18 protein-coding genes are annotated in these 20,606 nt (G+C 31.0%); 11 read left to right on the top strand and 7 right to left on the bottom strand.

The annotated features are described in order from the left end of the window. The first annotated feature begins 29 nt into the window (after positions 1 to 29). From FHS04_RS11460 to FHS04_RS11435, 6 genes are all read left to right on the top strand, one after another. Entirely contained in the window at positions 30 to 1,100 is a 1,071-nt protein-coding gene (locus FHS04_RS11460) for an acyltransferase family protein (protein ID WP_106678602.1), read from the top strand. Beyond that, a complete protein-coding gene (gene glmM, locus FHS04_RS11455) occupies positions 1,097 to 2,485 on the top strand; it encodes a phosphoglucosamine mutase (RefSeq protein WP_106678604.1) in 1,389 nt (462 codons plus the stop codon). The genes FHS04_RS11460 and glmM overlap by 4 nt, the downstream gene beginning before the upstream one ends. A gap of 27 nt (positions 2,486 to 2,512) precedes the next feature. Beyond that, on the top strand, positions 2,513 to 4,012 hold the full coding sequence (locus FHS04_RS11450; RefSeq protein WP_106678606.1) for an aminotransferase class V-fold PLP-dependent enzyme: 1,500 nt from the start codon (positions 2,513 to 2,515) through the stop codon (positions 4,010 to 4,012). Positions 4,013 to 4,023: 11 nt separating this feature from the next. Next, on the top strand, positions 4,024 to 4,860 hold the full coding sequence (locus FHS04_RS11445) for a hypothetical protein (RefSeq protein WP_146131301.1): 837 nt from the start codon (positions 4,024 to 4,026) through the stop codon (positions 4,858 to 4,860). Positions 4,861 to 5,091: 231 nt separating this feature from the next. After that, positions 5,092 to 7,857 (top strand): metalloprotease, encoded by a 2,766-nt coding sequence (locus FHS04_RS11440; RefSeq protein ID WP_244906278.1) that lies wholly within the window; start codon positions 5,092 to 5,094, stop codon positions 7,855 to 7,857. A 186-nt stretch (positions 7,858 to 8,043) separates the two neighbouring features. Continuing rightward, positions 8,044 to 10,455: an alpha-ketoacid dehydrogenase subunit alpha/beta gene (locus FHS04_RS11435; protein WP_106678613.1), complete on the top strand. Its 2,412-nt coding sequence runs from the start codon at positions 8,044 to 8,046 to the stop codon at positions 10,453 to 10,455. A 71-nt stretch (positions 10,456 to 10,526) separates the two neighbouring features. Here FHS04_RS11435 and FHS04_RS11430 read toward each other — a convergent pair whose 3' ends face one another. Continuing rightward, on the bottom strand, positions 10,527 to 11,357 hold the full coding sequence (locus FHS04_RS11430; protein WP_106678615.1) for an alpha/beta fold hydrolase: 831 nt from the start codon (positions 11,355 to 11,357) through the stop codon (positions 10,527 to 10,529). Positions 11,358 to 11,505: 148 nt separating this feature from the next. Between FHS04_RS11430 and FHS04_RS11425 the strand changes: the two genes are divergently transcribed. Together FHS04_RS11425 and FHS04_RS11420 are read left to right on the top strand one after the other, a co-directional pair. Next, positions 11,506 to 11,772, top strand: a complete 267-nt coding sequence (locus FHS04_RS11425; RefSeq protein ID WP_106678617.1) for a DUF202 domain-containing protein — start codon at positions 11,506 to 11,508, stop codon at positions 11,770 to 11,772. Next, positions 11,773 to 12,246 carry a hypothetical protein gene (locus tag FHS04_RS11420; protein ID WP_106678619.1) on the top strand — a complete coding sequence of 158 codons (474 nt, stop codon included), beginning with the start codon at positions 11,773 to 11,775 and terminating at the stop codon, positions 12,244 to 12,246. Between the two features lie 85 nt (positions 12,247 to 12,331). On the opposite strand, the gene FHS04_RS11415 is transcribed toward FHS04_RS11420, so the two are convergent. The 3 genes from FHS04_RS11415 to holA form a co-directional block, all read right to left on the bottom strand. Then, positions 12,332 to 12,892 carry a type 1 glutamine amidotransferase domain-containing protein gene (locus tag FHS04_RS11415; RefSeq protein WP_027879759.1) on the bottom strand — a complete coding sequence of 187 codons (561 nt, stop codon included), beginning with the start codon at positions 12,890 to 12,892 and terminating at the stop codon, positions 12,332 to 12,334. A 159-nt stretch (positions 12,893 to 13,051) separates the two neighbouring features. Next, positions 13,052 to 13,420: a cupin domain-containing protein gene (locus tag FHS04_RS11410; RefSeq protein WP_106678621.1), complete on the bottom strand. Its 369-nt coding sequence runs from the start codon at positions 13,418 to 13,420 to the stop codon at positions 13,052 to 13,054. Next, on the bottom strand, positions 13,420 to 14,424 hold the full coding sequence (holA, locus tag FHS04_RS11405; protein ID WP_106678623.1) for a DNA polymerase III subunit delta: 1,005 nt from the start codon (positions 14,422 to 14,424) through the stop codon (positions 13,420 to 13,422). Before holA ends, FHS04_RS11410 begins: the two co-directional genes overlap by 1 nt. A 96-nt stretch (positions 14,425 to 14,520) precedes the next feature. Between holA and FHS04_RS11400 the strand changes: the two genes are divergently transcribed. The 3 genes from FHS04_RS11400 (at position 14,521) to FHS04_RS11390 (ending at position 16,966) form a co-directional block, all read left to right on the top strand. After that, positions 14,521 to 14,970: a type I restriction enzyme HsdR N-terminal domain-containing protein gene (locus FHS04_RS11400; protein ID WP_106678761.1), complete on the top strand. Its 450-nt coding sequence runs from the start codon at positions 14,521 to 14,523 to the stop codon at positions 14,968 to 14,970. Between the two features lie 47 nt (positions 14,971 to 15,017). Then, complete coding sequence (locus FHS04_RS11395; protein ID WP_106678625.1) at positions 15,018 to 16,007, top strand: glycosyltransferase family 2 protein; 990 nt, start codon at positions 15,018 to 15,020, stop codon at positions 16,005 to 16,007. Positions 16,008 to 16,102: 95 nt separating this feature from the next. After that, positions 16,103 to 16,966: an OmpA/MotB family protein gene (locus tag FHS04_RS11390; protein WP_027879754.1), complete on the top strand. Its 864-nt coding sequence runs from the start codon at positions 16,103 to 16,105 to the stop codon at positions 16,964 to 16,966. Positions 16,967 to 17,025: 59 nt separating this feature from the next. On the opposite strand, the gene FHS04_RS11385 is transcribed toward FHS04_RS11390, so the two are convergent. The 3 genes from FHS04_RS11385 to FHS04_RS11375 all read right to left on the bottom strand — a co-directional run bounded on the left by FHS04_RS11385 (position 17,026) and on the right by FHS04_RS11375 (position 20,587). Further along, positions 17,026 to 17,370 (bottom strand): VOC family protein, encoded by a 345-nt coding sequence (locus FHS04_RS11385; RefSeq protein WP_106678627.1) that lies wholly within the window; start codon positions 17,368 to 17,370, stop codon positions 17,026 to 17,028. 147 nt (positions 17,371 to 17,517) lie between these two features. Further along, a complete protein-coding gene (locus FHS04_RS11380; RefSeq protein WP_106678629.1) occupies positions 17,518 to 18,138 on the bottom strand; it encodes an L-threonylcarbamoyladenylate synthase in 621 nt (206 codons plus the stop codon). Between the two features lie 109 nt (positions 18,139 to 18,247). Next, positions 18,248 to 20,587, bottom strand: a complete 2,340-nt coding sequence (locus FHS04_RS11375) for an ATP-dependent helicase (RefSeq protein ID WP_106678631.1) — start codon at positions 20,585 to 20,587, stop codon at positions 18,248 to 18,250. Positions 20,588 to 20,606: the final 19 nt, after the last annotated feature.

Here is a 20,606-nt window from a genome sequence, read left to right as displayed (position 1 = left end):
ATGTATTTTTAGCCTTTTAATTAAGAGATTTGAACAGATTACCAAACTTAGATGTTTTACGATTTATATTAGCCAGTTTAGTGATAATTTTTCACTTACCGCAATTATGTCGTAATCAAGGTCTTCCGTATTTTTTAGACGCGCCAATTTTTAATCGCGGTGTTGAAGCCGTTTATATGTTTTTTGTTTTAAGTGGTTTTTTAATTATTAAAATAATTTATAACGATAAGTTACGTGACCGATTTTCAATTAGAAAATTTTATATGAGACGTATTTTAAGGATTTTTCCTTTATACTATCTTATTCTAATTTTCGGTTTTTTATTTTATTGGCAAATATTACCTGTTTTAGGTATTCCTTTTAAAAATAATTACAACCTAAGCAATGCGGTTTTATTAGGTACATTTTTTCTACCAAACGTGATGTCAAAACTATATATGCCTGGCGGAATTCTTGAAGTGTTATGGTCTATTGGTATTGAAGAACAGTTTTACATTATCGTTGCGCCTTTACTTTTTATCATCAATAAACATCGAATATTACAAACGCTTTTAATATTAACAACCGTTTATTTTATTGTATTTCATCTTGATTTTTTTAATGTCTTACAAGAGTACATCATGGTATTTTTCTTCTTATTTTTTGGTGGAATTGTCGCCATACTTGAAGACAAAAAACAATTAGACTATTTAAAAAAAAGCGTAATTTTTCCTGTTTTAATAACCATTTTAACAGTCTTATATTTCACAACATCTTTATTTGAGTTTGAATCTGTTTTTCTTTTCAACCTAGTAACAATGGTACTTTTTGGAAGTTTTATTCATACCATTGCACATAATAATAAAGGTGTAGAGATTAGAAACCGAATGCTAAATTATTTTGGACAGATTTCTTACGGAATTTACATGTTTCACGTTATTGCTTTAAACATAGTCGTCTTTCTATTTTTAAAAATAGAATGGTTAAAAACATTTAGTGATAACATGACCATTATTTTAATTAATATTTTGACCTTTGCATTAACCATTTTTATGGCGCATTTGTCTTACAGATATTTTGAGACTTATTTTTTAAAACTGAAAAACAAATTTAGAGAATGACACTTATAAAATCTATATCAGGAATTAGAGGAACCATTGGCGGTAACGTTGGAGACAACTTAACACCAATTGATGCAGTAAAATTTGCATCGGCTTACGGTACGTGGCTAAAACAACAACGCGATAAAAAAGATTATAAAGTTGTAGTTGGTCGCGATGCGCGTTTGTCGGGCGATATGATTCAAAATTTAGTAATGAATACACTTGTAGGTTTAGGTATTAACGTGGTTGATTTAGGATTATCTACAACACCAACTGTAGAACTTGCCGTACCAATGGAACACGCAGATGGCGGCATTATTTTAACTGCAAGTCATAACCCAAAACAATGGAATGCTCTAAAGTTGCTTAACGCGAAAGGTGAATTTTTAAATGGTAAAGAAGGCCAAAAAATATTAGAAATTGCCGAATCTGATAACATGACGTTTGCAGAAGTTGATGATTTAGGTGAAATTACTAAAAACGACGCTTACTTTGATTTGCATGTTGAGGAAGTGTTGGCTTTAGATTTAGTGAATAAAAAAGCAATAGAAGACGCTAATTTTAAGGTTGTTGTTGATGGTGTAAATAGTACTGGCGGTATTGCTATTCCTTTACTTTTAGAACATTTAGGTGTAGAAACCATTAAATTATATTGTGATCCAACAGGTCATTTTCCGCATAACCCAGAACCTTTAAAGGAACATTTAGGCGATTTAAGTGATGCTGTAAAAAAACATAATGCAGACTTTGGTATTGTTGTAGATCCAGATGTAGATCGTTTAGCGTTTATGGATGAAAACGGAAATATGTTTGGTGAAGAATATACCCTTGTTGCTTGTGCCGATTGGGTTTTAAGCCAAACACCTGGAAATACTGTTAGCAACATGAGCTCGACTAGAGCCTTAAGAGATGTTACCGAAAAGCATGGCGGAACTTATGAAGCTTCTGCTGTTGGAGAAGTAAATGTGGTTGAATTAATGAAGAAAAACAACGCCGTTATTGGTGGCGAAGGTAATGGCGGAATTATCTATCCAGCTTCTCACTACGGTCGTGATGCTTTAGTTGGAGTAGCTTTATTTTTAAGTCTTTTAGCAGATAAAAAAATGAGTGTTAGCGAACTTAGAAAAACTTACACTAGCTACTTTATGAGTAAGAAAAAGATAGAGTTAACGCCTACTTTAGATGTTGATGCTATTTTAAAAGCAATGGAAGATAAATACAGTAATGAAAATTTAACCACTATTGATGGTGTAAAAATTGACTTTGCTGAAAGTTGGGCTCATCTAAGAAAAAGTAACACAGAACCCATTATTAGAATATATACCGAAGCTAAATCTCAAGAAGCAGCAGATACTTTAGCAGAAAAAATCATTTCAGAAATTAAAGAAATTGCTAATATTTAGTATATTATAGCTTAAAATTTTCAGGTTATGTACACAACAAACGCTAAAAGAACCGAAACTTCTAAACTAGAAACTTATTTCTCTCAGTTTAGAAAACATATTATAGGAATAGACCAAGAATTTGAATCACCTTACGGAAAACAAAAAATGGTTTATACAGATTGGACAGCTTCTGGTAGATTGTACAGACCAATCGAAGAAAAGATAATCAACAATTTTGGACCTTTTGTAGCTAATACACATACGGAAACCACTGTATCTGGTACCGCAATGACTAATGCTTATCATAAAGCAAGACAAATCATTAAGGGACATGTAAACAGTAATAAAGATGATGTTTTAATTGTTGCTGGAAATGGTATGACAAGCGTTGTCAATAAGTTTCAACGTATTTTAGGACTAAAAGTCCCTGAAAATTTAAGCAAATACACTAAAATACCAAACGAGATAAGACCTGTTGTGTTTGTTACACATATGGAACATCACTCTAACCAAACTTCATGGTTAGAAACTATGGCAAAAGTTGAAGTTATTCCTGCAGGAAAAGACGGTTTATTCTGCATGAAAAACCTTGAAATTTTACTTGAACAATACAAAGACTGTCCATTAAAAATCGCTTCTGTAACTGCCGCATCTAACGTTACTGGTTTAAAAACACCTTATCACCAAATTGCTAAAACAATGCATCAACATGGTGGTGTTTGTTTTGTAGATTTTGCGTGTGCTGCACCTTATGTAGATATTAATATGCATCCAGAAGATGAAGACGCTTATTTAGACGCTGTATTTTTCTCTCCTCATAAATTCTTAGGCGGACCTGGAACATCTGGTGTTTTGGTTTTCAATAAAAAATTATACAAAAATATGATTCCCGATTGTCCTGGTGGCGGTACTGTAAGCTGGACAAATCCTTGGGGAGAACATAAATATATTGATAGTATCGAAGACCGTGAAGATGGCGGTACACCAGGTTTTTTACAAACTATTAAAACGGCTTTAGCTATAAAGCTAAAAGACCAAATGGGTGTAAAAAATATTTTAGATAGAGAACACGAAATGTCACATCATATTTTTAAAAGTTTAAAAAACATTGAAAATTTACATGTTTTAGCTGCAGAACATGAAGATAGATTAGGCGTGTTTTCATTCTATATTGAAGATTTACACTTCAATTTAGGTGTAAAATTATTGAATGATAAATTTGGAATACAAACACGTGGTGGATGCAGTTGTGCAGGTACTTACGGTCATTACTTATTACACGTAGACAAAGAAAAATCTCATTCTTTAACTTGTGAAATTACAGCTGGTGACTTATCTCAAAAACCAGGTTGGATACGTATGTCTATTCACCCAACAACCACTTGTGCTGAAGTAGATTATGTATGCGAAAGCATAGAAGCTTTAGCCAAAAACCACAAAGAATGGGCTAAAGACTATGAATACAACAAAGCTAATAACGAGTTTATTCATAAAACATACATACCAAAGCAAACAACTAAAGTTAAAGATTGGTTTGAATTGTAATGTTTTTTAAAATGAAGTCTTTTTATGTGTTAATCACTACTTTAGTTTTATTTACTTCTTGTGCTAAAAAAACACTTTTATCTAAATATAAGGAGGAAATATCCGCACTAAAAACAGATCAGGATATAGAAGACTATTGGAAAGATCTTTTAGACCAAGATCAGAACGCATTATATAAAGATAATTACATAGCAAAACAACACGATTCTCTAACCATTACGCACATGATTAAGTCTGCGTTAATGATTGAAATTCATGGCTTAGAACACTATCTTCCTAATAATAGTGTTATAGAAATGCACCACATTCATAATTATTTTGGACCTTCACAAATTGCCTATTGGCCAATTATAAAAACTTGTGCTAATGCAAGAGGTAATCAAAAGTTAATTCAATATCCAGCTTATCAGTTAGAAGGGATTTCATTAACATTTTATAACTACTCTGTTTATGGCGAAAGCAATAAACATCAATCATTACTAGAAAAACTAAATAAGATAAATAGTAACACCATAAGTAAAGACTTATATGAAGCTTTTATATACCAACTTAAACTTCAAAAGCTAAAAGAAATTGAAGTTATAGGCAAATGGCAACTTCAATCTTTTAAAACAAAAAAAGAAGATGGTTATTTTGAATTTGTAAAAATGAACGATAATAATTTGTATTATAGAAAACATAAAAGAATTCAAAAATTAAAGCTTGTAAAGACTTCTAACAACATTAAATATTACAGAGTTGAAAAAGAACCTTTTGGTTGGCAATTTGTTTTAGATCATAATGGTCAATTATCATTAAATGATGAAACCAATAATGTATTAATTTCGTATTCTATATACAAGGACTAGAGAAAATCTCTAAAACAAACATTTTCAATCAATTAAAACAATATTGATTTTCTTTCGTTATAATTTTTAAAAAAAATTGTTGTTCACTGTACATTTTTAAATTTGAAAACATTATTTTCAAGAAAAAAGTATTGCTATAACTTTTAAAAGCTATTAAAAAGAAAATTGAAATTTAAATACACTTTCATCATAATTTGCCTGTTTTCCATTTCGGCGCTAAGCCAAAATAAAATGGACATTAATGCTGTGTTTGACACAAACAATCACAGTATTGCAATAACTCAAAACATTACTTATTATAATAATTCTAACAAGGTTTTAGATACTATTTATCTTAACGATTGGAGTCATAGTTATTCTTCCAAAACATCTCCATTAGCCGAGCGTTTTGCAGACGAGTTTAAAACCGTTTTTCATTTTGCTAAAAACGAAGATAGAGGCTACACTGCCCTAACAAGCATAAGCCAAGATAATAATGCCTTATTTTTTGACCGTTTAGATAAGAAACATATAGATGTTATTAAAGTTGCTTTAAAAGAGCCGTTACAACCTAAAAGCAGTTATAATTTAACTTTAAACTACATTGTACAAATACCAAACAATAAATTTACACGCTATGGTGTAACAGATGATGGTCAATATAATTTACGTTTTTGGTATATTACTCCTGCTATTTTTGATGGTAAATGGCATTATTACAGCAATAAAGATTTAGACGATTTATACTTACCAAAATCTGATGTTAATCTAACAGTAACCTACCCAAAATCCTTTACTCCTATATCTGAATTAAACACCTTAAAAAATACAACAAGAGGAGACAATGTTACTACTGTTTTGCAAGGAAAAGATGTTTTAACGACCAAGTTTTCTTTAGTTAAAAACAATGATTACAAAACTGTAGAAACAGACTTTTTTAACATCAAATCTAATATTGATACTGAAGATTTAGATCCTGCTGAAGTTGCTATTGTTACAGATAGAGTAACTCAATTTATTAATAAAAACTTGGGTGAGTATCCTCATGATAAAATGTTATTAACCTGGATAGATTATAAAAAAGATCCAATTTACGGTCTTAACTTATTACCAGATTTTATAAGACCGTTTGACGATACATTTCAGTACGAACTAAAAATCTTAAAAACAGCACTAAGAAGCTACTTAGAAAACACATTGCTAATCAACCCAAGAAAAGATCAATGGATTTTGGATGGCATTCAGATTTACTATTTAATGAAATATGTAGAAGAAAACTATCCAAATCAAAAAATACTTGGTAAGCTAGCTAATATTTGGGGCGTACGTGCTTTTCATGCATCAGATTTAGAGTTTAATGACCAGTATCCATTTTTATACATGCACATGGCACGTACCAATCTAGATCAACCACTAGATATGCCTAAAGACAGCTTACTTAAATTTAACAAAAATATATCTAATAAATACAAAGCAGCTGTTGGACTTAATTATTTAGATGACTATATAGGAAATAAAACCATTGAAAATAGTATTTCTGAGTTTGTGAAAACTAGAAAAATGAAACCAATTTCTGCTTTAGATTTCGAGAATTTTATTAGAAATAAGACTAACAAAAATTTAGATTGGTTTTTTGAAGATTATGTCTCTACAAGTAAAAAAATAGATTATCGTATAAAAAGAGTTAAAAAAACTGAAGACTCTTTAGAAATTACAATAAAAAACATTCGTGACAACACAATGCCAATTGCCTTGTTTAAACTAAAAAATGATACGGTAATTTCTAAACAATGGATTGAAGGTTTTAAAGGCACAAAAAAAATAAAAGTAGAAAAAACTGAAGCTGATCAATTAGCTTTAAACTATGATAATGTTGCGCCAGAATTTAATCAACGTAATAATTTTAAAAAACTTGATGGTTTTTTCTTAACCAATAAACCATTACAGTTTAGACTATTTAAAGATATAGAAGACCCAAATTATAGCCAAGTCTTTTTTATGCCAGAGTTTGAGTATAATTTTTATGATGGTCTTTCACCTGGATTAAAACTTTATAACAAAACATTATTAAGCAAAAGACTTAATTACAAAATAAGCCCAAAGTTTGGTATAAAAAGTAAACAATTAGTCGGTAGTGCATCTGTATCGTATTCTGCAAGACCAGAAAACTCTAATAATTTTAGAACACGTTATGGTATATCTGGTAATTACTACAATTATGCACCAAATTTATCATATACAAGCTTTACTCCTTATATAGATTTTATATTTAGAGACCATAAAAACTTAAGAGATAATAAAAGAGAATATCTAAATTTTAGATATGTTAATATTGACCGAGAAGTTGATCCAACAGGCGAATTTGAAACCGATGGAGAGCCAAAATATGGTGTTTTTAATGCTAGATATAGTATTAACGATAGAAATTTAAAAGAAACAAAATACTTCAACGTAGACTTACAACTCTCTAAAGATTTTGGTAAAGCATCTACTACGTTAGAATTTAGAACTCTTACCGAAAAAAACAATCAATTTAATTTAAGGGTTTTCTCTGGTATTTTCTTGTATAATCAAACTTATCAAGATTCTGACTTTTTTAGTTTTGCTTTAGACAGACCTACAGATTACCTATTTGATTATGATTATTTAGGACGTAGTGAAGAACAAGGCTTATTAAGCCAGCAGTTAATCATTGCAGAAGGTGGATTTAAATCAAAATTAGAGCAACCTTATGCCAATCAATGGATTACTACTGTAAATACAAGTGCTACAATATGGCGTTATATAATGGCGTATGGAGATGTTGGAGTTATAAAAAGCCAAAACTTAAGCCCTAAATTTGTTTACGATTCTGGTATACGACTAAATCTTGTAGAAGATTATTTTGAAATATACCTTCCTGTTTATTCTAATTTAGGTTGGGAAATTGGTCAACCAAACTACGATCAAAAAATACGTTTTATCGTCACACTTTCTCCTCAAACTTTATTAGGTTTATTTACAAGAAGATGGTATTAAAAAACAACTTATTTGAAGTTTTTAGATATTAAAAAATTCTTAACCAAAATTGATATTTCTTTTAAATAATAAGAAATTAACAAAAATTTACTTATTTAATTTAATTTTTCGTATTATTTTAAGATAATCACACATTGCAAAAATCAGATTTAATGCCTATTTTTGCAAGTAACTTATTCCTATATTATGCAAGCAAAAACTAACACAAAAAAAGACCTTTCTTTTGAAGACTTTAAAACAGAAGTCCTTAACGATTATAAAGTAGCTGTAACCAGTAGAGAATGTAGCTTACTTGGTCGTAGAGAAGTGTTGACTGGTAAAGCAAAATTCGGGATTTTTGGTGACGGTAAAGAAGTACCTCAACTAGCATTAGCTAAAGCTTTTAAAAATGGCGATTTTAGATCTGGATACTATCGTGACCAAACATTTATGATGGCTATCGGAGAGCTAAACATAGAACAATTTTTTGCTGGTTTGTATGCTAATACAGATCTTAAAGAAGAGCCTATGAGTGCTGGTAGGCAAATGGGTGGACATTTTACCACACATAGCTTAGATGAAAACGGAAACTGGAAAGATTTAACCAAACAAAAAAATTCAAGTTCAGATATCTCTCCTACTGCAGGACAAATGCCAAGATTATTAGGATTAGCACAAGCTTCTAAAATATACAGAAATGTAGACGGTATAGATGCTGCAAAATTTTCTAATAAAGGTAATGAAGTTGCTTGGGGAACCATTGGTAACGCAAGTACAAGTGAAGGTTTGTTTTTTGAAACCATTAATGCTGCAGGAGTTTTACAAGTACCAATGGTAATTAGTGTTTGGGATGATGAATACGGAATTTCTGTTCATGCAAAACATCAAACTACAAAAGAAAATATATCTGAAATTTTAAAAGGATTTCAACGCGATAAAGACAATGAAGGTTATGAAATTTTACGCGTAAAAGGTTGGGATTACGTTAACCTAATCGAAACTTATGAAATGGCAGGAAAAATTGCAAGAGAAGAGCACGTTCCTGTCCTTATCCATGTACTAGAATTAACTCAACCTCAAGGTCACTCGACTTCAGGCTCTCATGAACGTTACAAATCTCAAGACCGTTTGTCTTGGGAAAGAGAACATGATTGCAACGTAAAAATGCGTGAATGGATGATTGCGCATAACATTGCAACAGAAGATGAGCTTGAAACCCTAGAAAAAAATATAAAAAAGCAAGTAAGAGATGGTAAAAAAGCAGCTTGGACAAGCTACTTAAAACCAATTCTTGAAGAAAAAACAGAAGTCATTTCATTATTAACACAATTAGCAACAACTAGTTCTAATAAAGTTTTTATTGAAAAACTTACTAACGAGCTTAAAGATATAAAAGAACCTAACCGTAAAGACGTCATTTCTTCAGCTAGAAAAGCTTTACGTTATGTAATATCTGAAGAAAGCGAAGCTAAGAACCTATTACTAAATTGGATAGAGAATTACTTTGCCAAAATTCAACCAAAATATAGCTCTGATCTTTTAAATGAAACAGAAACAGCTGCTATTCATGTAAAAGAAGTAAAACCAACTTACGATGATAATCCAGAGCAAGTAGATGGTCGTGTAGTAATACGTGATAATTTTGATGCTATTTTTAATAAATATCCTGAAACATTAATTTTTGGTGAAGATTCTGGTAATATTGGTGATGTAAACCAAGGTTTAGAAGGTTTACAAGAAAAATATGGCGAATTACGCGTAGCAGACGCTGGTATTAGAGAAGCAACAATTGTAGGACAAGGTATTGGTATGGCTATGCGCGGTTTACGTCCTATTGCAGAAATTCAATATCTAGACTACATAATGTATGCGTTACAAATTATTAGTGACGATTTAGCTACAGTAAGATACAGAACAAAATCTACACAAAAAGCACCATTAATTGTACGTACTCGAGGACACAGATTAGAAGGTATTTGGCATTCTGGATCACAAATGGGTGGTATTTTAAATCTTGTAAGAGGCGTACATGTTTTAGTACCAAGGAATATGACTAAAGCAGCTGGTTTTTATAACACGTTATTAGAAAGTGATGAACCAGCAATAATTGTAGAATGTCTTAACGGATATCGTTTAAAAGAACCTATGCCAAATAATATAGGTGATTTTAAAACACCTTTAGGTGTTGTAGAAACTGTTAAAGAAGGAACCGATATTACACTAGTTTCTTATGGCTCTACACTTAGAATTGTTGAGCAAGCAGCTAAAGAGTTGCTAGAAGTTGGTATTGATGTAGAAATTATTGATGTACAATCTTTATTGCCTTTTGACTTAAATCAAGATATCATAAAAAGTGTAGCAAAAACAAATCGCCTAATGGTTATTGATGAAGATATGCCAGGCGGAGCATCTGCATACATTTTAGATCAAATTATAAATAAACAAGGCGCTTTTAAATACTTAGATAGCGTACCAAAAACATTAGCAGCAAAACCTCATAGACCAGCTTATGGTACAGATGGCGATTATTTTTCAAAACCATCTGTTGAAGATGTTTTTGAAGCTATTTATGATGTAATGCATGAGTCTAATCCTACTAATTTTCCTAAATTAAGGTAGGTAATTTTAAGTTTTAATTAAAAAAAGCGCATCTTTATAGGATGCGCTTTTTGTTTTAGAATATAGTAAGTTTATTCTTCTAAAAATTTAATTAAAAGATTATTCAATTCTTCTTTGTGCGTTATATTTAATCCATGAGGAGCATCTTTGATGATATGAAAAGTATTATTTACAATTCCTTTTGCTGCTTGTTTTGCAGAAGTTTCTATCGGTACAGTATTATCTGCATCTCCATGAATGATTAATGTTGGTACATCTACATTTTTTAATTCGTCTCTAAAGTCAGTATGCATCCATGCTTTGGCTGCTTCAATTGTACCACGTGGCGATGCATGAGACGCTACTATAAAGTCATAGTCTAATTGTGCTTGACTAATTTTATCTTTATTTTCTTCATAATTATAAAATCCTTTAGAGAATTCTTTTAAAAAACCTACACGGTCATTTTCTAAAGCGTCTTTGATTCCTAATAAATCTTTTTCTGGGACACCAGAAGGGTTATCATCTTTTTGTTTTACTAAAGGAATTATACTACTAATTAATGCGGCTTTAGCAATTTTATCAGTTCCGTAATCAGTACAATATCTAACTACTTCTCCTCCTCCCATAGAAAAACCAACAATAATCGCGTCTTCTAATTCTAATTGTGTAATAATTTCATTTAAATCACTAGCTAATGAAGAGTAATCATATCCATTCCATGGGAAAGAGCTAATACCAAATCCACGTCTATCATAAGATATACAACGGTAACCTGCTTCAACAATTTTCCAAACTTGATGTTCCCAAGATTTTCTGCTTAGTGGCCAACCATGAATTAAAATAACTGGCTGTCCTTCTCCATAATCTTCATAAAAAATATCTACTATTTCTTCTGTATTTTCATTTGTAATAAAAGGCATAATTAAAATTTTAATTGGTTTACTTAAAGTTAAGTTTTTAAAAGACTTTTTGATGTTAAACTAGTGATAAACTATTCTTTTAATATGTTAAAGCTTAAGAAAAAGAGTAACAATTATTTAATACCTTTAACCTAAATTATATTAAATTATGAGCATTACTAAAAACGATCTAACTACAAGAGATTGGCTAGCTATAGAACGTACTAAATTAGCAAACGAAAGAACTTTTTTAGCTTATTTTAGAACTTTTTTAGTCATTTTAGGTACCGGTATAACTATTTTAAAAATTGAACTTTTTGAAGACTTAGAAACCTTTGGAGTTGTTTTAATCGGCATTGCTCCTATTATATTATTAATTGGTATTTTTAGACTTTTTAGGGTTAAAAACACCATTAGAAAACACTATAAATTATAGATGAAATCTGCTACCGTTGCGAACATACGTAAAGAATTAAAACATAAATCTAACGACGAACTTACCGAGCTTTGTTTACGTTTATCTAGATTTAAAAAAGAAAATAAAGAACTACTTACCTACTTACTTTTTGAAGCAGATTATGAAGCTGGTTATATTGAAACTATAAAAGCTGAAATTGATGAACAGTTTGACCAAATTAACACCAGTAGCTTTTTTTATATAAAGAAAAGTGTACGCAAAATTTTACGTAACACTAAAAAATACATCAGGTATTCGCTTAACAAAGAAACTGAAGTCGAACTTCTTTTATATTTCTGTAAGAAATTAAAAGCTATGACGCCTTCAATATCTAAAAACACGACATTAACCAATCTTTACAACAGAACTATTTTAGCAATTAAAAAGAAAGTAAAAAATCTACACGAAGATTTACAATATGATTATAACCTAGAATTAGAAGACCTTAAATAACTACTTTCTTTTACTAACCTTAATTATTGGTCATAAAAAAAGCGAACTTAAAAGTTCGCTTTTTTTATTGATATTCACTTACTTATTATGCAGTTTGCATTTGATGTTTACCTTCGTAAACTTCTTCAATTAATTTTTTATTAAATGCTGGTAAGTCATTAGGGTTTCTACTAGTTACTAATCCTTCATCTACTACTACTTCACTATCTTCCCATTTTGCTCCTGCATTAACCAAATCTCTTTTTATGGAGTTAAAAGATGTAATTTTTCTTCCTTGTAAAACATCTGCTTCTGCTAATAACCATGGTGCATGACAAATAGCTCCTACTGGTTTTTTATTTGCAAAAAATGATTTTACAAATCGTATAGCATCTTCATTACGTCTTAAAACATCTGGATTAATTACTCCTCCTGGTAACATTAGCGCATCATAATTTTCTTGAGATGCTTCATCAATGGTTTTATCTACTTCATATTCATTACTCCAATTTCCATCTTGCCATCCTTTAATTTTTCCTAAATTTTCTGATACAATATGTACATCTGCACCAGCTTCTTTTAAAGCATTCATTGGTTCTTTCAACTCGCTTTCTTCAAATCCATTGGTTGCTAAAATTGCAACTTTCTTTCTATCTAAATTTTCCATTTTTGATTGTTTTTTTGTGATTAATATTTCTTTTTCGTTATCTAAATTACTGAAAATTAATACTAAACAAGAAAATCAAAATTGGTTTAACCGGACTTTAATACTTAATGTTAAAGAATATGATTGTTGTGTTAAAAACAGAGTTAAATGTTAAATACTTTATTGCTTAGGCTCTATAATTAAATAGACAGAAGTACTATCTCCTACATTTAATACCTCGTGCTGTGTTACTTTGGTTTTACTCCAAGTTGTTCCTGTAGGTACTTTAATAGTTTTTGTTCCCGAAGTATCTGTAATTTTAAATGTTCCTCCTTTTAAAGTATAACCAAAATGTGGATTGTGATAATGTTTTTCGTGTCCTACTCCTGGCGGAAATGTACATTTTAATATGCGTTGTTGTTTAGTGTCTTGTAGGACTTCACATACTTTTTTACCGTTCCAACCAGCTTGTAAAGGATCTGGAAGTGTTTGTGTTGTTTTGCAAGAAAACAATGAAAAGATTAATACAATTGAAAAAAGGTGCTTCATTAATTTAAAATCTTAACTAATAATTCCTTTAGTAAATCACCTTGCGGTACAGCATTGCTATTTACACCTTTACTTTTAACGTCAAACTCTCTAAGTAAAGCTACCACTTGACTTACTTTTCGCATCGGGAAGTTTCTTGCAGCATCCAAATATTCGTTTACAAAATAAGGATTAACACGTAAAGCGCTTGCCACACTTCGCGGATTTTTATCATTCATACCATGTAATTGCAATAACTGAGAAAAGAAATTAAATAGTAATGCAACCGTAACTACCATTGGATTATCCTTTGGGTTATCTGCAAAGTATTGTACAATTTTAAATGCTTTTACGCTGTCTCTTGCGCCTATTGCTTTTCTAAGCTCAAAATTGTTGTAATCCTTACTAATTCCAATATTTTCTTCTATATGCTCTGGTGTAATTTGTGTATTTTTAGGTAAAACGATTTGAAGCTTTTCAAGTTCATTATTGATTTTCCCTAAATCTGTACCCAAAAATTCAACTAACAGTTGAGAGGCTTTTGGCGTAATCGTGTAACCTTTAGGTGATAAGACACGTTTAATCCAATCTGGCACTTGGTTATCGTATAGTTTTTTACTTTCAAAAACAACACCAGATTTTTTTATCGCCTTATAAACTGCTTTACGTTTATCTACTGTTTTGTATTTATAACAAAGCACCAAAACGGTTGATGGTTGCGGGTTTTTAGCATAATCATCCAACTTGTCAAACGTACGTGATAAATCTTGCGCTTCTTTTACAATAACCACTTGGCGTTCTGCCATCATAGGAAAACGCTTAGCATTGCTAACAATATCTTCTACCGCAACATCACGACCATATAAAACCATTTGATTAAAACCTCGTTCTTCTTCTGTAAGAATGGTTTCTTCAATAAATTCTGAAATTTTATCAATATAATAAGGTTCTTCACCCATTAGTAAATAAATGGGTTTGATATTTCCGTTTTTTATATCTGTTACCAGTTGTTTGACGTCGTCCACAAGCTTAAAATTGCAAGTTTAAAATTCCAAAAACATGACATGGAATTTGCTTTTTTATTATTGTACCTTAACTTTGAAATAAATTATACAGCGTTAATGCTAGACCTCAATTTTCCAAAGTTTTCGTTTCGTTTCAAAAATAGCGAAAATAAAGTATCTATCTTTGATGTGATACGTAAAAAATTTATCGTTTTACAACCTGAAGAATGGGTAAGACAGCATTGCGTTCATTATTTAATTGAAGTCAAAAATTATCCAATATCTTTAATTAACGTTGAAAAGGAGCTGAAAGTAAACGACTTAAAAAAACGTTACGATATTGTTGTTTTTAACACCGATGGAAGCATTAAGCTAATTGTTGAATGTAAAGCACCTAAAATTAAGATTAGCCAAGATACTTTTGATCAAATTGCGCGTTATAACCTAACGCTAAATGCCGACTATTTAATGGTTACCAATGGTATAAATCATTATTATTGCAAAATGGATTTTGAGGCTGAACACTATCAGTTTTTAAGAGATATTCCAGAATATAGTCAGCAGTAGAAAGTAAGCAGTTGGCTGTATTAGAAAACAAATAAACACATCAACAAATATTGAAAATAGCAGTTGTCATATTAAATTGGAACGGAAAAAAGCTACTAGAGCAGTTTTTGCCTTCTGTTATTGATTATTCTAAAGACGCCACAATTTATGTAGCAGATAATGCATCTACTGATAGTTCTGTTGCTTTTGTAAAAGATCAGTTTCCTAATGTAAAAATCATAGAAAACAAAATTAATGGTGGATACGCTAAAGGTTATAATGATGCATTACAATTTGTAGACGAAGATATTTTCTGCCTTCTTAACAGCGACATTGAAGTCACACCAAATTGGCTTGACCCAATACTTGACACTTTTAACACTGAAACTGAAACAGCAATCATTCAGCCAAAAATTTTAGATTATAAAGACAAATCTAAATTTGAATATGCTGGCGCTGCTGGTGGTTTTATTGACAAGTATGGTTATCCTTTTTGTAGAGGTCGTATTTTTGACACTATAGAAGTTGACACTAATCAATATCAAAATACTAATATATTTTGGGCTTCTGGTGCTTGCTTTTTTATAAAAAAAGAAGTTTTTAAACAATTAAATGGTTTTGACGAAAGCTTTTTTGCCCATCAAGAAGAAATTGATCTATGTTGGCGTGCATTTAATTTAAACTACAAAACAAAATATGTTTCAGAAAGCACTGTGTATCATGTTGGCGGTGCAACGTTAAGCGCAGCAAATCCTAAAAAAACGTATCTAAATTTTAGAAATAGTTTATTTACCTTAACCAAAAACGCTAAAGGAAATTTGTTTTTGATAATCTTAGTTAGATTAATTTTGGATGGTATTGCCGGATTAAGATTCTTATTACAACTAAAGTTTAATCATTTCTTAGCCGTTTTAAAAGCTCATTTTTCATTTTATGGCAAATTAAAAACACTTTTAAGGCAACGTAAAAACTTAACCCAACAAGCAGGATATTTCTCTATAAAATCTATAGTTTATCAATATTTCATTAAAAAAAGATCTACTTTTTCAAAACTTTAAATCTTTTAGCAAAAGTTTTGTTAAACCTAATTTTAACATTTTAAATATTTATACTTTTGGTGTGTATAAATTTAATTTTATTCAATCCATAAATTATGAAGAAACTAATATTATTTAGTGCAAGTGCACTACTGTTACTAAGTTCATGTGTATCTAAAAAAGAATACGCTGCATTAGAAGCAAAACATAAAGAAACACAAGATTTATTAAACACTGCTACAGTTAAACTAAACTCTTGTTTAGCAGATAAAGCTGCAGAGTTAGCAAGAGTTAAAGAGTTACAAGATCGTTTAGCCGATATGAAAGCTAATAACGAAGCTTTAATACAAAGCACTAAAGACATGACTGTTTTAACAACAAAAGGTGCAGAAAACTTAGAAAAATCTTTAGAAAGCTTAAAAGAAAAAGATTTAAAAATCTCAAGATTACAAGACGCGTTAACTAAAAAAGACAGTGTTACATTAGCTTTAGTAACAAGTTTGAAGAAAGAAGTTGGTCTTAATGATGAAGACATTGAAATTAATGTAGAAAAAAGCGTAGTATTTATCTCTTTATCAGATAAATTATTATTTAAAAGCGGAAGCTACAACATTACCGACCGTGCAAAAGAAATCTTAGGTAAAGTAGCAACAGTAATTAATGGTAAACCAAACTTTGAAGCTATGGTAGAAGGTCATACAGACAATGTACCATACAGAAAAGGCGTATTGTTAGATAACTGGGACTTAAGTGTAAAACGTAGTACCTCTATCGTAAGAGCTTTACAAGAGTTAGGTGTTAAGCCAGAACAATTAATTGCTGCTGGACGTGGTGACCATTTACCTTTAGTACCAAATGATACTGCTGAAAACAGAGCGACTAACAGAAGAACAAAGATTTACATCTTACCAAAAATCGATCAGTTTTACAAAATGATTGAAGAAGAAATGAAGACATTATCTGAAGAAGAAGGTAACTAATTCAGAGGAAATAAATATGAAAAAGCTCAACTTTAAGTTGGGCTTTTTTTATGGATAAATTATTCACTCCAAATAGCTAGCTCATTACCCGAAGGATCTAAAAATTGAAAGCGCTTTCCGCCAGGAAAAGAAAATATATCTACAGAAATTGTCGCGCCTAATTGAATTAGTTTTGATTTAATACTTTCTAAATCGTTATGATACAAAACCACTAATGCACCATTTACAATTGGTTGATTTGTTTTTTCAAAACCACCATCTAGTCCGCTAGATTCAAAAGCAATATAACTATCGCCATAATCTGTAAACTGCCAACCAAAAGCGTTGCTGTAAAAGGTTTTTGTAGCTTCTAGATTGGTTGCTTTTAATTCGATGTAGTTAATGTGGTTATTGGTTGGTTTCATTTTTTATTTTAGTTTATTTTCTACGATTAAAGAAAATTCAATATCATAAAACTACTTCTCGATACAATTTACTCATACTTCGTAAATCACTCGAAGTGAAATATTTAAAATAGATAGCTAGGCAAAACTTTTTCTAAACAACAAATACTAAAAAATCTCTAAACTTCCTTTTCCTTCTCTAACAATTAAAGGTTCGTCTTGTGATAAATCAACAACTGTAGATGCTTGATTATCTCCGTATCCTCCATCAATAACTAAATCTACTAAGTTGTCCCATTTTTCTAGAATTAACTCTGGATCTGTTGTGTATTCTATAATTTCGTCTTCATCTCTAATAGATGTTGAGACAATAGGGTTACCTAAAAGTTTTACAATTTCTAAAGCAATATTATTATTAGGTACACGTATACCAACTTCTTTTTTCTTTTTAAATGCAGCTGGTAAGGTTTTAGAACCTGGTAAAATAAATGTGTATGGTCCTGGTAAAGCGCGTTTTAGGATTTTAAAGGTTTTAGTATCTATTTGCTTAACATAATCTGATAGATTACTTAAGTCGTGACAAATAAATGAGAAGTTTGCTTTATCCAATTTTACGCCTTTTATACGTGCGATTTTTTCTAGTGCTTTTGTATTTGTGATATCACATCCTAAACCATAAACAGTATCTGTTGGATATATTATTAAACCTCCTTTTTTTAATACCTCTACTACTTGCTTAATCGCTTTTGGGTTTGGGTTTTCTTCGTATATTCTAATAATATTTGCCATTTGTTTTATTATTAAATTAAAACTTCTCGATACATTTTGATAATACCTCGCAAAACACTCGAAGAGACGTTACTCTTCAAACTTTTAGACTTTGAACTTTGAACTAAAGTTACCCTATTACATCTAATTTTGCAAAACGTAATAACAGCTTTTTAACTCCAGCAACTTCAAATTTAATTTCTGCTTTGGTATCGGTTCCTTTTCCTTCTATTTTTAAGACTTCTCCTTTTCCAAATCGCATATGACTTACAATATTACCAACAGCTAAATTACCATCAAATAAGTTGGTACTTGGCACATCGTTTTTACCTAAAGCATCTACTTTTTTGAGGTTTTTAGGTGTTGATGGTGTAAACTTTTCCGGCGCTTTCTTTTCTTTCTTTTTAAACTTAGGTTGGATTGGCTTTTTAAACCTAACCTTATTTGGTTCTACATCTCCAAAGATGTCTGCAGATAACATTGGATTGATACGTCTTTCTTCTTTTGGAGTAATATTTTCTATAAACTGATCGTCTATTTCTTCTATAAACCTACTTGGTTCTGAATCTACTAATTTTCCCCAACGGTAACGTGATAAAGCATACGTTAAATAGGCTTGTTTTTCGGCTCTGGTTAAAGCTACGTAAAACAGTCTTCGTTCCTCTTCCAGCTCGCTACGCGTATTCATGCTCATAGCACTTGGGAATAAATCTTCTTCTAAACCTACTACAAAAACATTATTAAATTCTAGTCCTTTTGCAAGGTGAATGGTCATTAATGCCACAACATCATCATCTCCTTTTTCATTATCTAAATCTGTAGCTAATGCAACATCTTCTAAAAACTCGGCTAAATCACCTTTGGCATCTGCTAATTCTTGCTGTCCTTCAACAAAATCTTTAACACCGTTTAGCAATTCTTCAACGTTTTCTAGTCTTGTTACACCTTCTGGAGTTCCGTCTTTATTAAACTCGCGCATTAAACCACTAGATTTCACAACGTGTTCTGCAAGTTCAAAAGCGGTAGCTGTTTGATTCATCACTTGATAACTTTCAATTAAGGTTACAAAGTCACGCAATTTATTTTTGGTACCGTTATTTATATTTACTTGAACCGTATCTATTTCTTTTAAAATTTCCCAGATGGTTTTTCCTAAACCGTTGGCTGCAACCACTAAACGATCTATAGTCGTTTGACCAATACCTCTAGCTGGATAATTAATAATTCGTTTTAAAGCTTCTTCATCAGATGGATTTAAAATTAAACGTAAGTAAGACAATACATCTTTAATTTCTTTACGTTGATAGAAACTTAAACCGCCATAAATTCTGTACGGAATATTTCGTTTACGTAACGCGTCTTCCATTGCTCTAGACTGTGCATTGGTACGGTATAAAATGGCAAAATCGCTATTGTTAAGTTGCTGATTCATTTTGGTTTCCCAAATGGTGCTTGCTACATAACGACCTTCGTCACCATCGGTTAAACTTCGATGCACTTTTACTTTTGGTCCTTCTTCATTAGCTGTCCAAACTACTTTATCCAACTTAGTTTGGTTATGATCAATCACTGAATTTGCTGCACCAACAATATTTTTTGTAGAACGGTAATTTTGTTCTAATCGATACAATTTTACATTATCATAATCACGCTGAAAATTAAGAATGTTATTAATATTTGCACCACGAAAGGCATAAATACTCTGCGCATCATCACCAACCACACATATATTTTGAAAACGATCTGCCAACGCGCGTACAATTAAATACTGACTATGGTTTGTATCCTGATACTCGTCTACCAAAATGTATCTAAACTTGTCCTGATATTTTGCTAAAACGGTTGGAAAACGTGTTAAAAGCTCGTTTGTACGCAATAATAAATCATCAAAATCCATAGCACCAGCTTTAAAACAACGATCTACATATGCTTTATAAATATTACCCATTTGTGGTCGCCTAGCCATAGCATCTGCTTCCATCAATTCTGCATTATTAAAGTAAGCTTTTACAGTAATTAAACTGTTTTTGTAAGATGAAATCCTGCTGTAAACTTGTTTAGTTTTATACAGGTCTTTATCTAAATTCATCTCTTTGATAATCGATCCTAAAAGTTTTTGAGAATCTTGCGTATCGTAAATTGTAAAATTACTCGGAAAACCTAAATGATGACCTTCTACTCTTAAAATACGTGCAAAAACGGAGTGAAATGTACCCATCCAAAGGTTTTTAGCTTCACTTTCGCCAACAATTTGAGCAATACGCTCTTTCATTTCGCGTGCAGCTTTATTGGTAAATGTTAATGCTAAAATACTAAAGGAATCTACGCCTTTATGCATTAAGTAAGCTATACGATACGTTAATACTCTTGTTTTACCAGAACCTGCACCAGCAATAATAATCATTGGTCCATCTACTTGTATTGTTGGTTCTAATTGCGCGTCGTTAAGTTGAGAAAGATACTTTTCCAAGGGTAAAAATTTTTGTTGT

Source organism: Mesoflavibacter zeaxanthinifaciens subsp. sabulilitoris (assembly GCF_014191595.1).
Lineage (GTDB): Bacteria > Bacteroidota > Bacteroidia > Flavobacteriales > Flavobacteriaceae > Mesoflavibacter > Mesoflavibacter zeaxanthinifaciens.
The sequence above is the reverse complement of the archived record's forward strand: the minus strand, read 5'-3'. Positions and strand labels throughout refer to the sequence as shown.

Bases quoted from the DNA above. Each gene is read 5' to 3' on its own strand.
- FHS04_RS11420 (WP_106678619.1), top strand. From the start codon at position 11,773: ATGAAATCTGCTACCGTTGCGAACATACGTAAAGAATTAAAACATAAA.
- FHS04_RS11450 (WP_106678606.1), top strand. From the start codon at position 2,513: ATGTACACAACAAACGCTAAAAGAACCGAAACTTCTAAACTAGAAACT.
- FHS04_RS11435 (WP_106678613.1), top strand. From the start codon at position 8,044: ATGCAAGCAAAAACTAACACAAAAAAAGACCTTTCTTTTGAAGACTTT.
- FHS04_RS11425 (WP_106678617.1), top strand. From the start codon at position 11,506: ATGAGCATTACTAAAAACGATCTAACTACAAGAGATTGGCTAGCTATA.
- FHS04_RS11400 (WP_106678761.1), top strand. From the start codon at position 14,521: ATGCTAGACCTCAATTTTCCAAAGTTTTCGTTTCGTTTCAAAAATAGC.
- FHS04_RS11430 (WP_106678615.1), bottom strand. From the start codon at position 11,357: ATGCCTTTTATTACAAATGAAAATACAGAAGAAATAGTAGATATTTTT.
- glmM (WP_106678604.1), top strand. From the start codon at position 1,097: ATGACACTTATAAAATCTATATCAGGAATTAGAGGAACCATTGGCGGT.
- FHS04_RS11385 (WP_106678627.1), bottom strand. From the start codon at position 17,370: ATGAAACCAACCAATAACCACATTAACTACATCGAATTAAAAGCAACC.
- FHS04_RS11390 (WP_027879754.1), top strand. From the start codon at position 16,103: ATGAAGAAACTAATATTATTTAGTGCAAGTGCACTACTGTTACTAAGT.
- FHS04_RS11445 (WP_146131301.1), top strand. From the start codon at position 4,024: ATGAAGTCTTTTTATGTGTTAATCACTACTTTAGTTTTATTTACTTCT.
- FHS04_RS11380 (WP_106678629.1), bottom strand. From the start codon at position 18,138: ATGGCAAATATTATTAGAATATACGAAGAAAACCCAAACCCAAAAGCG.
- FHS04_RS11440 (WP_244906278.1), top strand. From the start codon at position 5,092: ATGGACATTAATGCTGTGTTTGACACAAACAATCACAGTATTGCAATA.
- FHS04_RS11415 (WP_027879759.1), bottom strand. From the start codon at position 12,892: ATGGAAAATTTAGATAGAAAGAAAGTTGCAATTTTAGCAACCAATGGA.
- FHS04_RS11410 (WP_106678621.1), bottom strand. From the start codon at position 13,420: ATGAAGCACCTTTTTTCAATTGTATTAATCTTTTCATTGTTTTCTTGC.